Raw genomic sequence first — 13,033 nt, forward strand, 5'->3', positions numbered from 1 at the left:
CATAACCGCATAAATTGCATCAGATGTATACACCAGAAGAATAAAACAAGAGTTCAATTATTAAGCCAACTCTCATTAATTAGTCTTTTAAAAATTAGCAATACATTGATAGCAATGGATTTTTGGTAGCAGATCACAAACAAAAACATCTATTCAAATTTACCACCCTTATAAGTAATTAAACACTTTCAATACACAAGAAAACATATAAAAATATTTATCAATTTCTTATATAAGCCATCATATTTAGTGACCAATAAAAAGATAAACATAACTAATATTTCCAAGTAACCTTCTACCTTCACCATAAGTCAGAGGTTACTTGGGCATATTACCCATTCAATGCAAAAGGAACTTCAATGAAAAAACTTCCCCTCGTAGGCATTATTGCCACCCTATTATCCCCCCATGCTTTCGCGAGTAGCTATGACTGTACCAGTCTGGAAATATGGAATAGTACTACGCAATATAATGGTGGCGACAATGTTCAGCACCTAGACCACGCCTATAAAGCAAATTGGTGGTCGCAAGGTAGCGCACCCGATAAGTTCTCAGGTCAATATCAAGAATGGAGTTTACTCGGGCAATGTGAAACCGGTGAGCCTCAGCCACCGACGATCTCTATCACATCACCTCAAAACGGCGGCCAATTTGTTCTCGATAAACCCATTTTATTGGCAGCCGAAGTAAGTAGCCAAAACTCGGAAATTAAAGACGTCGAGTTTTTGGTCAATGGTGAGTCTGTAGCCGTTATTACACAAGCGCCGTTTTCGACCGAATGGACACCTAGCCAACTCGGACAATCTGTGGTCACGGTACGTGCAACCAACGTGGATAATATGACAGAGTCCAGCCAGGCTTCTGTGACTATCGTCGACAGTGACATCTCACTGCCGCCAGATGTTACTCTGATTTCACCTGGATCGGACAGTGTTTTTGAAGAAGGTGATACTGTCACTTTCTCTGCCGATGCCTCTAGCGAACACGGCACTATAGAGCGGGTTGAGTTCTACCTCAACGATGCGGTGCTCGGCAGTGACAGTAGCGCGCCTTATGAATACCGCTGGACATCATCGGCAGGTAGCCATGCCATCTATGCACAGGCCATTGACAGCAATCAACAGAGCAGCAAAACACAGTCAACCCACTTTACGATCAATGGCAAGCAGCCTGGCGGCAGCTGTAAGGAATTACCGGCCTATGCTGAGGGCCAAAGTTATACCCAAGGCCAACTTGTGACTAACGTTGATAACCAATATAGCTGTCAGATCCCAGGCTGGTGTGGTGGCGCAGCTTGGGCTTATGAGCCGGGTGTAGGCTTGCATTGGCAAGATGCATGGCAGCATGAAGGTGATTGTGGTGCGGCTCCAGAGCTCGGCTTTACCTCCCCTGCCGCGGGTGAAACCCTGTTAGCCGGAATACCTACCGATCTCATTGTCAACGCAACGGCCGGTGCCTTTGATATTGCCAAGGTGCAGTTCTTTGCTGATAACCAGCTAATCGGCAATGGCGTTGTCGACGGCACGAAATACCAGCTAGAGTGGATCCCGGTCAATACTGGCAGTATCACCCTTAAAGCCGTGGCGACAGATACCGATAATGGCGAGGGCGAAACCACCCAGCAAGTAACCGTTACGGATCAAGCCTTGGCTATCGATCTTACCAAGCCGACAGCAGGATCTCGCTTTAGTATTGGATCTCCAGTGGAAATGACCGCAGATGCTAAGTCATTCCAGTCGGAGATTGAACGCGTGGATTTTCTGGTCAACGGTAAAGTGGTTGCCACTGCCCACCAGGCACCTTACCAAGCAACATGGCGCTCTGAAGCGGCCGGTGACTATCAAATCCAAGCCAAAGCCATTGCTGGCAATGGTGATGAAGAACTATCAAGTGCCGTAACGATCAGCGTGACGTTATCGACCGAGAATAAACACAAACTTGTCGGCTACTGGCATAACTTCGTCAACGGCTCTGTGTGCCCGATGAACCTGAGTGACATCCCTACCGAGTGGGATGTTATTGACATCGCCTTTGCAGATACTAACCGTGCCTCACCCGGGACCAACTACTTCAACCTGTTCTCCGGCGATGGTGGATGCCCGGCGATTGATGCCAATCGCTTCAAGCAAGATATTCAGGCATTACAAGCGGAAGGGCGTAAAGTAGTCCTATCCCTAGGAGGTGCCGAAGGAACTATCATCCTGAATGATGATGCTTCTGAGCAAGCCTTCGTCGATAGTCTGACCGCTATCGTCCAGGAATGGGGCTTCGATGGCTTGGATGTTGACTACGAGAGTGGCTCTGGGCTGGTCAACGGGTCTGAAATTCAGAAACGCCTGCCACGCGCCCTACGCAGCATCCAGGATAAACTGGGCCGTGATTTGTACCTCACCATGGCACCAGAGCACCCTTATGTGCAAGGTGGTTACGTCAGTATTGCCGATGGCAGTGTGTGGGGAGCATATCTTCCGGTCATCGACGCAACCCGTGATATGCTCGACTTACTTCATGTCCAGCTCTACAACAACGGCGGGCTTGAGCACCCTTATGGCGGCACTGCGCCTGCTGGCTCTGTCGACATGATGGTCGCAGCCCAGAAAATGCTTGTCGAAGGCTTCCAGACGGCCTATGGCAACGGTCCGAACTTCGAACCTCTCCGAGACGATCAGGTCTCGATTGGTTTGCCTTCCGGTGCCAAAGCCGCCGGCAGTGGCCAGGCAACGATCGCCGACACCAACAAAGCACTGGATTGCCTAGTCTTGGGAACTCAGTGTGACACGGTTGTACCAGCTAAACGTTACGACAACTTTGGTGGCGTGATGTTCTGGTCTATCAACTGGGATGAATACTACAACCGTGCCTACTCACAAGGTGTTGGTGCCAAGTTGAGCGAGCTGAATCAGCGCTAATAATCAACTAGAACTACCCCGCGACAAAACGTCTCTTAGTATTGAAGCCAGTCGAAAGCTACCTTGTGGTAGCTTTCTTTTTCTCGAGTATTTCACCAATGATAATTGGATACGGCATATCGTTGAGTTACCAAGGCGTTACTGTTCGCTGTCGACATCAAGTGGTCCGCTATCAAATTTCGATTAATCATTTGCCAACGACGTCACTTTTTTCAGTTGTATTCACATCGCAAAAGCTATCATCAACCCAAACAAAATCCCTTCGATGAGATCACATCAGTATCAATCAGTTTCATGGCATGCTATAAAAAGCACGATCGTTCTTATTTTATACCCAAGCCGTATAGCCAGTTAAGGAATTACTATGGTGCAAGCAGAACTACAACAAAGCACGGAAGCAACTAACCAGCCATTGCTCAATAACCCATTTACACTCGCCAAAGGGACTACCATAAAAAACCGCTTGTTCAAGTCCGCCATGAGTGAGCAGCTTGGTGACGCACAACACAACCCCAAGCAAGGTTTGGTCACGCTTTATCGACGTTGGGCAGAGGGTGGTATCGGTTTGGCAATGACTGGGAACATCATGATTGACCGTAATGCATTGGGTGAGCCAAAAAATGTCGTGCTTGACGATAAGAGTGATCTCACCGTTTTCAGAGAGTGGGCAGAGGCCGGAAAGCAGAACGGCTCTCATATTTGGCCACAACTTAATCATCCTGGTAAGCAAATTCCTAATTTTCTTACCAAAGAGCCAGTCGCACCGTCAGCAATACCTTTGTCTAGAGGGTTAGAGAAAGGCTTCAACACACCAAAAGCGCTGACTGAAGAAGAAATACTCACTATCATCGCTAAATTTGCCACCAGCGCAAAACTAGCAAAAGAAACAGGCTTTACCGGGGTACAAATTCACGGCGCTCATGGTTATTTGGTTAGCCAGTTCCTCTCGCCAAGACACAATCAACGTGATGATCGCTGGGGCGGAAACCTTGAAAACCGGATGCGCTTTGTGTTGTCGGTATATCATGCCATTCGAGAGCAAGTTGGAGATCAATTCCCCATTGGTATCAAGCTTAACAGTGCCGACTTTATGAAAGGCGGTTTTACAGAAGAAGATTCGATGCAGGTAGTCCAAACCTTAGCAGAAGCAGGGATAGATTTAATTGAGATATCTGGTGGCACCTATGAGAGTCCTTCAATGATGAGCGGCAAAAAGGCTAAGGAGAGCACCATCCAACGTGAAGCCTATTTCCTTGATTATATGGAGAAAGTACGCAAGTTAGTGGATGTCCCACTCGTTGTAACCGGTGGATTCCGTAGCGCGCCGGCAATGAATGAGGCACTCGAGAGCGGTGCAACTGACTTTATTGGTTTAGCACGAACCACTGCTATCGATGCCGAGTTCCCCAATAAGCTGATTGCTAATGCCCAATACAGCATGCCATTGGCTACCCCCACAACGGGCAGCAAAGCAATGGACCGTTTAGGGATGTTGAGTATTACTTGGTATGAGCAGCAGATGTGGCGTATGGCTAAAGGTCTCGACCCCAAACCAAAATTAAATGCATGGGGAGTGGTATTTAAAACCTTGGCAAGTGCGGGAATATACGCCTTCAGAAAACGTCGTGCTTAACGCAAAACAGAATAAGCATCTAGCTCGTTTTGTGCCTGCGTAACATCAACATATAGCCAATACTGGCACACAAGACAATTGTTGCCGGTAATAATAATGCAACCATACCCACAATATTGAGCATCTTGGCACCTACAAATGCGCCGGCACTAAAAGCGAGCAGAATGCTTCCCTGCATGACGAGCTGCGGTAAATTCAAGGCTCGCCGACTAATCATATGCCCCAAAGCTGCCCCCAAATCAGAAACGATTCCGGTTAGGTGGGTAGTACGGATAACCGACCCACTGTAGGTTGCAATCATTGCATTCTGGAGACCACACGCAAATGACGCAAGCAATTCACCAGTCATTTTATGATGGTAAAAATAATACGTAGCAGCAAACAGTACCACGGCTTCGATAAACAAAGCAGTGCCATAACTACGCCCGAGCCTGAGCGCTTCGTTATGAATAATCATCCCGGATGTAACGGCACCTAAAAAGAAACAACCGACAATACTCAAGAGATAGTAGGATGCGTGGTGGCTCTCAACAGTGAGTGCGCTCATTGCTTGTGTGATTGTACCGGTAACATGCGAAACAGCATTATTGGTAAACGTCAGCAAAGCCATAGCGTTAATTGCACCAGCACTGAATGCTAGCATAATCGCACCTAGCAATATCCAAGAAGGAATACGAGTGACCATAAGTTAAGCCAAGCAAAGTAGAAAAGCGAAAGCCCCGAATTCTAGCACGAAACAAGCGTTATAGCTCGGTGTACACGATTTTAAACACCTTGATTTAGCTACTTCTCCTTTGCTATAACCGCCTTCCCTAACTGTTTTGGCAAAAAGCAGACAGCAGCTATTGAACATCAGGAATTTATGACCTCCGAGCAGCCTCCGAAAAAATACATCAATAACAGAAAGCACTCTCCCTCACAGCAAGCTGGCCCCAAGCCCGCCCAAAAGGTTGAAGATGTCTATGAGTATGCCATTTGGTGGCTCAACCAACGTGGCTATTCCGTCATGAAGCTGCGAGAAAAGCTGACGAGAAAAACGACCAATACCGAATGGGTCAACCAGGTCATCAACCGCTTGCTAGAGCTCGGCTACCTTTCGGATAGACGCTACGCTGAAACCTACGTCAATTCGCGCTGTCGCTCCTACGGCCCTGCTGTACTGGCGCAAAAACTCAAGCTTCAAGGTGTGAGCCAGGCCGATATCGACAATGCCCTGAAGACCATCGATGAGTCTGAGCAAGAGGTATTGATCACCCGCACCATCAACAAGTATGCCGGTAAAAAAAGCGCCAATGATATTGGTCTTCGCCTGCGGCAAGAGGGCATTAGCCAAGCAAAAATACAGACCATCATGGCACAATCGCTCGACTTGGAGCACGAATTGCAACTTGCCGAGCGGTTGATCACCAAGCACAGTAAAAAAATGGGCCGCACCGGCCTTATTCAAAAGTTACGCAGCGAAGGGATCAGCCAAGAAGCTATTGACCAAGTGCTAGCCAATGAAGATTGTGAGCAACAGCAGAGTGAAGATCAGCACAAAGCGCTGGCAATGCTCAACAAGAAATACAAGGCCCCTATCACGGACTTTGCCGAGAAGAAAAAAGCGACCGCTTTCTTGGTCCGCAAGGGCTTTAGTTTTGCTGACGCCAACTACGCCCTTGACCATCATTTGGATGATATCTAACAGCAGATTAAAAACTATAAAGGCTCCGGTGTGGGAGCCAATATTATCCAAATGACTCAATCTTTCTCTACGCCACGATATATTGTCCCAGTGCAATAAAAAATGGCACGCCGAGTAATACATTGAATGGGAAAGTAATCCCCAATGACGCAGTGATCGACATACCGGCATTGGCTTCTGGCAAGCTTTGTTTCATGGCTGCAGGCACTGCAATATATGAGGCGCTGGCACCGAGAATAGCCATCAGCGAAATCCCCCCCGCACTGAACCCGAGCAAGACGCCAAGGCCTGTTCCGCAGATACCGCCAACCATCGGCATTAACATACCAAAACTCACCAAGAACAAGCTGTTCTTTTTCAGGGCCGCCAGCTGTTCACCCGCCACTAATCCCATTTTCAATAAGAACAGGGCCAATACACCGGAAAACAGATCAATGAAAAACGGTGATAGCTTTTCAACACTTTGGCCACCAAAATAGCCAATCAGTAAACTTCCGACCATCAGTAAAATACTCTGATTGGCCACCAGCTCTTTTTTGATAAAGTCAGCATTGATAAGCTTCAAACTGCCCTTAGCCAATACCAAACCAACCAGAATCGCAGGCATTTCGAGCAATACAACAAACAGCGGGAAATAGGCCTCATAGCTAATGTTGTTGGCCTCGAGCAAAGCAACGGCCACCGCATAGGTCGCTACACTGACCGAGCCATAATGGGCGGCAACGGCTCCGGCATTGATTCTATCCAGTTGGCCAAAATACCTGAGCAGCGGGTAAGCAATAAGCGGCAGCAACAAGCCAAATGCAACCACGGCCAAAGACAGGGTAATAAGATCGGAGTCGATATGTTGCTGGAGCGCCAAGCCCCCCTTAAGGCCAATCGCAATCATCAAGAACAGGCTCAGGGTTTTATATACGTTTTCAGGAAATGAAACCTTTGCGCCAAGCAGCTGACATACGATTCCCAGAATAAAAAAAGCGACGACGGCGTCCATGGTTCACTGTTCTCCTGCAATCTTAATGGCATGAACCGGATTCGCCTTGCGCAACGGTATTGATTTCGTGGCGTCTTTTGCCTTTTCGGCATTCGCACTCGCAACATTAACCAATATCAAGCCGACCAAGCTCACGGCTAAGACGGCAAAACCTAGCGAGCCATGGCCGATCTCCACGCTCAAGCCGTAAAACAAAACCAGCATCAGGCTGGTTGATGCTGGCAAAAATAAGCTTCTTACATTCATAGTGACCTCCATCAAACTGATGAAAATCTTACCGCCGTCATTCCATAGATAAAAATAGATAATGGCTATATCATGATTAGATAAAAGTCTATACAAAGGAGCAAACGATGGCATCTCGGTTGCACGCCCATATCGGCACATTCCGCCAGCTGGAAATATTGCTGGCTGTTCATGAACAAGGAAGTATTAAATCGGCATCCGAAACCTTGTTTTTAACTCAGCCGACTGTCTCCATGCAGTTGAAAAAACTAACAGAAGCTATCGGTTTACCGCTCTATCAACAAGTCGGCAGAAAACTGAAGTTCACCGATGCCGGTCTCGCCACGATCGCAACGGCCAAGAAAATCCTGCAAAACTGCGAAGAGCTAGACATGCAGCTATCAAGCCTCAGAGGATTAAAATCAGGCACCCTTCGGCTGGCCTGTGTCACGACCGCAAAATACTTCATCCCGCATCTACTCGGGCCGTTCTGCGAGCACTACCCGGGTATCGATATCCAATTTACGATCGCCAACAGGCAACAGATAATTGAGCGCCTGGAGCAAGGGATGGACGATTTTTATGTATTCAGCCATCTGCCAGAAGGGCTCGATCTCGACGTGATTGAGTTTATGTCCAATGATCTGGTTGCGATAGCCGAAGCCAACCACCCTCTTGCCAACAGGAACAGCGTGTCATTGGAAGAGTTCTGCCAGCAAGACTTTCTCATCCGAGAACAAGGCTCGGGCACCCGTTATGCCATTGAAGACTTTTTCAAACAGCAGCAACATACGCCAAATATTAAGATGACCATCGCCAGCAATGAAGCCATTATTCACTCTGTCTTGTCACGGCTTGGTGTTGCGATCCTATCGGCCCATACACTCGCCTTTGGTGAAATTTACGGCGTGAAAAAGGTAAATGTGGAAGGTTTGCCCATTCAGTCAAAGTGGTCATTTTCCTGGACCAAAGCGGAGAGCCTCTCTCCCATTGCCCAGGTTTTCCTCAGCTACGTTGAAACCGAAGGCAGGGAAATGATGAGAAAGGCGGTGCAGTTTTAAGCTGCTATTCCCTATTATCATTCCCAGCAGCAATGAAAAAATGGTTCTAATATTATTCATTTAGTATTGGTAAAAGTCACAGAGAGTGTTCAATGCTGCATCAATTTGTTCTGCTTGTTATGGCTCCCATTTTTTGGGCTCAAGGAAAGTATGTCCGCAAGTCTATTCCGTGCCTTAGAGAGGCCGAAGGCCCTCGCCAAGGACATTCGGCCCAAGCAGAACGAAACCGAGGACGTACTGTTCAAAACAAACAAAAACTCAGGATCCTTCTGATCGGCGATTCAGCCGCGGCAGGCGTCGGTGCCAAACACCAGTCCCAGGCACTCTCTGGCCAGCTTATTGCGGCCCTGCGCCCCTTTTTCCAAGTTGAATGGCAACTTATTGCCAAAACAGGCTATACGACTAAACAAGTCATCCAGTCAGCCCGATTACATCCCAAGCAGATGTATGATGTTGTTGTTGTCTCGGCAGGCGTAAATGATGTCACCAAACCGACCAGCGCGGCACAATGGCTCAAACAGCAACAGATGCTCACCCATACCTTGCGGCATCAATTTTCCTGCCCACACATTATTCTGACCCAAATTCCACCTATGGGGCGATTCCCCGCACTGCCCCATCCACTCCGGTGGTATTTGGGAAGTAAAGCGAAAAGCTTTAATAAACAACTACACCACTGGGTATCGACACAGCCCGATTGCGAGATCGTCAACCTAGAAGGAGAGCTGGAGCCCAGTCATATGGCTAGTGACGGCTTCCATCCCGGCCCCGTCATTTATCAATACTGGGGACAAGCAGTCGCAAAGCTCATCGAGGCTAGATGGTCTTCACGCTGATAAATATCATCACTCGTGGTTATTAATATTATTATTTCTAGTGGTTTCTGTTATTTGTTGTGAAAGTTAGCAAGACCAACGTCATAATCAGCACTTTCCCAGCCATTTAAAAATTCTCGCCTTACAATTTCAAAATGTTATTCATTTAATCAGTATTACTCATAAATTATCAACATTTTAATCTCTTTGGAGACCACGTATTCAGACGCCAGTCTTCCAGCATTCATCTTTACTCATCATTTCAAATAAAGTTTACAATATTAATTGAAAGCAAAGCCTTACACGTTCCAAAAAGGTAAAGACAAAAGATATTAATCGGTTAAAACAGCTTTGCACAAATGTCTCCATAGGGAAAAAACGCATGGCTTGTGTTGCCATTTGGTTAAACGGCAAATTATTTCACCTCATATGTTTGGCGTTGTTGGCGTTATTGTTACCAGTTGGTTTAAGTGCGAAAAAAGTAAATATGTAATAACTTTTGATTCTCAACAAAGTCGATTCACCTCACATTTTATATTTTAGCCATCATTAATATCTCCACCCGAAAAATAACTAACCAGGTAGACACCTATGAGTAATCGCTCGCCTATAAAAATAGTTGCAATATCAACTATTATCGCAATGGCCGTCATATTCATTGCGCAAGTTGTTATTGGGACAAAAAACATTTCGTTCGGGGAAATAAATATTGCCATCCTGCCAATGCTGTTTGCAGTAACGATCGGGATGATCATTTCTTTAAATCCAGTACGTAATAAGATCAGTGCATGGGGTAAGATTTTCACTAAACAAGAAGAGTCTTTCTCCTCGAAAATGGTCGGTTTCTGCTTGCTTGTACTGGGTACTCAGTACGCAGGTATGATCATTCCCAACATCGACATTATTCTTGATGCCGGTATCCCGCTGATCTTCCAGGAACTCGGTAACCTATTGCCAATTCTGGTCGCGATTCCGCTAGCCGTTAAGTTTGGTATGGGTCGAGAGTCAATCGGTGCCTGTTCCTCTATCAGCCGTGAGCCTTCCATCGCCGTTATCCAGGGCAAATACGGTACCGGAACCAAAGAGTACATCGGTGTTTTGGCGATTTACCTGTGTGGTTCGGTGATCGGTACCCTTTGGTTCAGTGTACTAGGAAGTGTTGGTCCGCTAACAGGCATTCACCCACTGGCACTGGCTGCCGGTACCGGTGTAGGTAGTGGCTCGATGCTAAGTGCTGCCTCTGGTGCCTTGGTCAGCAACCTAACCCCGGAAATGGCCCAGCAAGCTCTGAGTATTGCTGCCGCTTCTAACCTGCTTTCATCTGTTCTAGGTGCACTATCGCTGACGTTCATCGGTATTCCACTCGCAGAATTCGTCTACAAAATTTGCCAGAAAAAAGAGGTGCGCAATGCAGTCGGTGCTTAATGATATGAAGTTTGTGTTCTTGGCACTGTTGCTTGCCATGTTCACACAAACCCTGACTACGGGTATCAGCTTCTTTAACATGTGGGACAGCTTCATCGCGATGTCGATTGTGGTGTTCCTATCACTGGTGGCCAAAAGCTACATCAAGTCACCACTGCCGACATTTGCCTACGCGACTATTATCGGTATTTTGATTTGTTTGCCTGAAACGGCCGTGAGAACCTTTTTCCTCGATTCAATCGGTAAAGTACAGTTCCTGTCTTGTACTGTACCGTTGCTAGCCTTTGCAGGTTTGTCTGTCGGCGGCAAGATGGAAGAGCTGAAAAAACTGTCTTGGAAAGTGATTGTGCTGTTCCTGGTGGTATCAACCAGCTGTTTCCTAGGCGCATCTTTGATTGCACAACTTGGCTTCTCGATGAAAGGGATTATCTAATGCTGTCTCGCTTTAATATTGACAATAAACTGCTTGAGCTCACCGCTTTCAGTATCACGGCTCGCCAAGATTTGCATCAGATCCCTGAACTGTCTGGCGAAGAGTACAAGACGTCGGCCTACTGCCAGAAAATCATGAATGAGTGCGGCTACGCCATCACGACTTACGACGGCTATACCGGTTTTATTGCTGATCTGATTGTTGACGAATCTTTCAAGATGGTCGCTTTCCGTGCTGATATGGATGCACTGGAAATGGATGATCTCACCAACGACGAGTTTACCTCGCAGCATGCAGGCAGAGCCCATAACTGTGGCCATGATGTCCATATGGCAACGGCACTGACGGCGGCAAAATACCTGTCATCGTACAAAGATGAGCTAAAGCACAACGTCCGATTCATCTTCCAAATGGCTGAAGAGGACATGCGCGTCGACGGCGCGAACAAGATGGTTGAGCTTGGCTGTATGAGTGGCGTAAGTGAAGTCTATGCCCTCCATAATGACGCGGCACAGGAGTGTGGCTTTGTCAGCATCAACAACGGCATCATGTCTTCTTACGGTAGCGCGTGGACTTTGGACATCGAGGGCAAATCAGCCCACGGCTCAACCCCGCACAAAGGGCTTGATGCGATCCGTGAAGGCGCCCGTATTGTCGAAGACATGGACTACATTGTCGCCAAGCAGACCAACCCGTTTTCACCGGCGGTCTTTGTCTGCGGCATGTTCAATGGTGGTACGGTACCCAACGCGGTAGCGGCCAATGTTCAAGCCCGTGGTACTATCCGCTCGATGGACAGCGAAACCGACCAAGTGCTGCGCAACAGTTTCGAGTCGATAGTGGCACAAAGCAAGCTGCGTGGGTTCAATACCACTATGACTTACTGTGGCTACCCTGCCATTATCAACCACCCAGAGGCTTACCAGCGCGTGGTTGAAGCTGCGGGCTCTGCCGTGCCGTCAGAAATGATGAACATCAACGGCTCGCCAATGACCGGTAGCGAAGACTTCAGCTACATGGTCAATGCGACGGAAGAGAAGCGCGGTGCATTCTTCTTCTTGGGTTCGGGCAACAAAGGACAAGGGATCTGTAACTACCTTCACTCCAACCCGTACTATGTTGATGAGCATGCCCCGCTGGTTGGCGCGCAGATTTTTATCAACATCGCTACCAGCTAGTTGAACAAAGCCTCATATAAACAAGGCCTAGCAAATATGCTAGGCCTTATTCGTATTTATCTACATCGCCTCAGCTCTGCCCTTGCATTTATCACAAAGGCCAATGGTCGAAATAGATATGGCTCGCCTGATGGTCTACTTTAGCGCGGTTATCAGCCAACAGCATTTTGGCCACAGTAAACGAGAACTCAAAACTCACCCCAAGCCCCCTGCCTGTGATGAAGTTATCGGCAACCACGACTTTCTCGAGCTGAAACTCACCATCGCTAAACTTGTCAGCCAATTTATCGCCGGTGGTATAGTGCCGCCCCTGCAATAAGTGGTGTGCAGCCAGTACCTTGGCGCCTGACGAGCACAACGCACATATCCACTTCCCCTGTGCAATATGGCGTTTTAAAAACTCGATAACCGCTGGATTGGCCGACAAATTATCAGTCCCCTGCGGACCGCCTGGCATCATCACAGCATCGTAAGTGTTGGCTGCACAGTTTTTCAGCGTGTCATCGGCACTGATGCGCGTACCAAAATAGGTGTTCAGTACTGTACTCTCCATGCAGGAAAGTACGTCAACCTTGATATCAAGCCGACGCATAATATCGATAAATACGACAGCTTCTGCATCTTCGAAGCCATCAGCCAATAGAACGGCAACATGTTTTTCGCTCATTACTTTTTC

General features: G+C 47.5%; 13 protein-coding genes. 8 read left to right on the top strand and 5 right to left on the bottom strand.

What is annotated here, in order from left to right; translation table 11 throughout:
• Nucleotides 1–359: 359 nt before the first annotated feature.
• Nucleotides 360–2,909 carry an Ig-like domain-containing protein gene (locus C9J03_RS10595; RefSeq protein WP_044623187.1) on the top strand — a complete coding sequence of 850 codons (2,550 nt, stop codon included), beginning with the start codon at nt 360–362 and terminating at the stop codon, nt 2,907–2,909.
• Between the two features lie 364 nt (nt 2,910–3,273).
• Nucleotides 3,274–4,542, top strand: a complete 1,269-nt coding sequence (locus tag C9J03_RS10600; protein ID WP_044623186.1) for an NADH:flavin oxidoreductase/NADH oxidase family protein — start codon at nt 3,274–3,276, stop codon at nt 4,540–4,542.
• 19 nt (nt 4,543–4,561) lie between these two features.
• Here the strand turns inward: C9J03_RS10600 and C9J03_RS10605 are convergent, their stop codons facing one another.
• On the bottom strand, nt 4,562–5,185 hold the full coding sequence (locus C9J03_RS10605) for a YoaK family protein (RefSeq protein WP_052829755.1): 624 nt from the start codon (nt 5,183–5,185) through the stop codon (nt 4,562–4,564).
• A 219-nt stretch (nt 5,186–5,404) separates the two neighbouring features.
• Here C9J03_RS10605 and C9J03_RS10610 point away from each other — a divergent pair, with 219 nt between their 5' ends.
• Nucleotides 5,405–6,226 carry a regulatory protein RecX gene (locus tag C9J03_RS10610; protein ID WP_044623184.1) on the top strand — a complete coding sequence of 274 codons (822 nt, stop codon included), beginning with the start codon at nt 5,405–5,407 and terminating at the stop codon, nt 6,224–6,226.
• Between the two features lie 67 nt (nt 6,227–6,293).
• Here the strand turns inward: C9J03_RS10610 and C9J03_RS10615 are convergent, their stop codons facing one another.
• Both C9J03_RS10615 and C9J03_RS10620 read right to left on the bottom strand, forming a co-directional pair.
• Nucleotides 6,294–7,220: a sodium-dependent bicarbonate transport family permease gene (locus tag C9J03_RS10615; protein WP_044623183.1), complete on the bottom strand. Its 927-nt coding sequence runs from the start codon at nt 7,218–7,220 to the stop codon at nt 6,294–6,296.
• 3 nt (nt 7,221–7,223) lie between these two features.
• Nucleotides 7,224–7,466 (bottom strand): hypothetical protein, encoded by a 243-nt coding sequence (locus C9J03_RS10620; protein WP_044623182.1) that lies wholly within the window; start codon nt 7,464–7,466, stop codon nt 7,224–7,226.
• A 107-nt stretch (nt 7,467–7,573) separates the two neighbouring features.
• Here C9J03_RS10620 and C9J03_RS10625 point away from each other — a divergent pair, with 107 nt between their 5' ends.
• The gene (locus C9J03_RS10625; RefSeq protein WP_044623181.1) at nt 7,574–8,506 is read left to right on the top strand and encodes a LysR family transcriptional regulator; all 933 of its coding nucleotides are present in this window, start codon (nt 7,574–7,576) and stop codon (nt 8,504–8,506) included.
• Nucleotides 8,507–8,598: 92 nt separating this feature from the next.
• Nucleotides 8,599–9,342, top strand: coding sequence for an SGNH/GDSL hydrolase family protein (locus C9J03_RS10630; protein ID WP_044623180.1), 744 nt, complete (start codon nt 8,599–8,601; stop codon nt 9,340–9,342).
• A 518-nt stretch (nt 9,343–9,860) separates the two neighbouring features.
• Here the strand turns inward: C9J03_RS10630 and C9J03_RS27015 are convergent.
• A complete protein-coding gene (locus tag C9J03_RS27015) occupies nt 9,861–10,076 on the bottom strand; it encodes a hypothetical protein (RefSeq protein ID WP_231569038.1) in 216 nt (71 codons plus the stop codon).
• Here C9J03_RS27015 and C9J03_RS10635 point away from each other — a divergent pair.
• From C9J03_RS10635 to C9J03_RS10645, 3 genes are read left to right on the top strand one after another with little or no spacing between them, the layout of a single operon-like run.
• Complete coding sequence (locus tag C9J03_RS10635) at nt 9,973–10,746, top strand: DUF3100 domain-containing protein (RefSeq protein ID WP_231580731.1); 774 nt, start codon at nt 9,973–9,975, stop codon at nt 10,744–10,746. The genes C9J03_RS27015 and C9J03_RS10635 overlap by 104 nt on opposite strands.
• Entirely contained in the window at nt 10,730–11,179 is a 450-nt protein-coding gene (locus C9J03_RS10640) for a hypothetical protein (RefSeq protein WP_039462180.1), read from the top strand. Before C9J03_RS10635 ends, C9J03_RS10640 begins: the two co-directional genes overlap by 17 nt.
• Nucleotides 11,179–12,357 carry a M20 metallopeptidase family protein gene (locus C9J03_RS10645; protein WP_044623178.1) on the top strand — a complete coding sequence of 393 codons (1,179 nt, stop codon included), beginning with the start codon at nt 11,179–11,181 and terminating at the stop codon, nt 12,355–12,357. Before C9J03_RS10640 ends, C9J03_RS10645 begins: the two co-directional genes overlap by 1 nt.
• Before the next feature lie 91 nt (nt 12,358–12,448).
• On the opposite strand, the gene C9J03_RS10650 is transcribed toward C9J03_RS10645, so the two are convergent.
• Nucleotides 12,449–13,024, bottom strand: coding sequence for a DJ-1/PfpI family protein (locus C9J03_RS10650; RefSeq protein WP_044623177.1), 576 nt, complete (start codon nt 13,022–13,024; stop codon nt 12,449–12,451).
• Nucleotides 13,025–13,033: the final 9 nt, after the last annotated feature.

This window comes from Photobacterium gaetbulicola (assembly GCF_003025515.1).
Taxonomy (GTDB): Bacteria; Pseudomonadota; Gammaproteobacteria; order Enterobacterales; family Vibrionaceae; genus Photobacterium; species Photobacterium gaetbulicola.

What these genes read in the sequence shown, in the direction of transcription:
- C9J03_RS10620 (WP_044623182.1), bottom strand. Translation starts at nt 7,466, where the DNA reads ATGAATGTAAGAAGCTTATTTTTGCCAGCATCAACCAGCCTGATGCTG.
- C9J03_RS10625 (WP_044623181.1), top strand. Translation starts at nt 7,574, where the DNA reads ATGGCATCTCGGTTGCACGCCCATATCGGCACATTCCGCCAGCTGGAA.
- C9J03_RS27015 (WP_231569038.1), bottom strand. Translation starts at nt 10,076, where the DNA reads ATGATCATCCCGATCGTTACTGCAAACAGCATTGGCAGGATGGCAATA.
- C9J03_RS10605 (WP_052829755.1), bottom strand. Translation starts at nt 5,185, where the DNA reads ATGCTAGCATTCAGTGCTGGTGCAATTAACGCTATGGCTTTGCTGACG.
- C9J03_RS10615 (WP_044623183.1), bottom strand. Translation starts at nt 7,220, where the DNA reads ATGGACGCCGTCGTCGCTTTTTTTATTCTGGGAATCGTATGTCAGCTG.
- C9J03_RS10600 (WP_044623186.1), top strand. Translation starts at nt 3,274, where the DNA reads ATGGTGCAAGCAGAACTACAACAAAGCACGGAAGCAACTAACCAGCCA.
- C9J03_RS10610 (WP_044623184.1), top strand. Translation starts at nt 5,405, where the DNA reads ATGACCTCCGAGCAGCCTCCGAAAAAATACATCAATAACAGAAAGCAC.
- C9J03_RS10640 (WP_039462180.1), top strand. Translation starts at nt 10,730, where the DNA reads ATGCAGTCGGTGCTTAATGATATGAAGTTTGTGTTCTTGGCACTGTTG.
- C9J03_RS10650 (WP_044623177.1), bottom strand. Translation starts at nt 13,024, where the DNA reads ATGAGCGAAAAACATGTTGCCGTTCTATTGGCTGATGGCTTCGAAGAT.
- C9J03_RS10645 (WP_044623178.1), top strand. Translation starts at nt 11,179, where the DNA reads ATGCTGTCTCGCTTTAATATTGACAATAAACTGCTTGAGCTCACCGCT.
- C9J03_RS10595 (WP_044623187.1), top strand. Translation starts at nt 360, where the DNA reads ATGAAAAAACTTCCCCTCGTAGGCATTATTGCCACCCTATTATCCCCC.
- C9J03_RS10630 (WP_044623180.1), top strand. Translation starts at nt 8,599, where the DNA reads ATGCTGCATCAATTTGTTCTGCTTGTTATGGCTCCCATTTTTTGGGCT.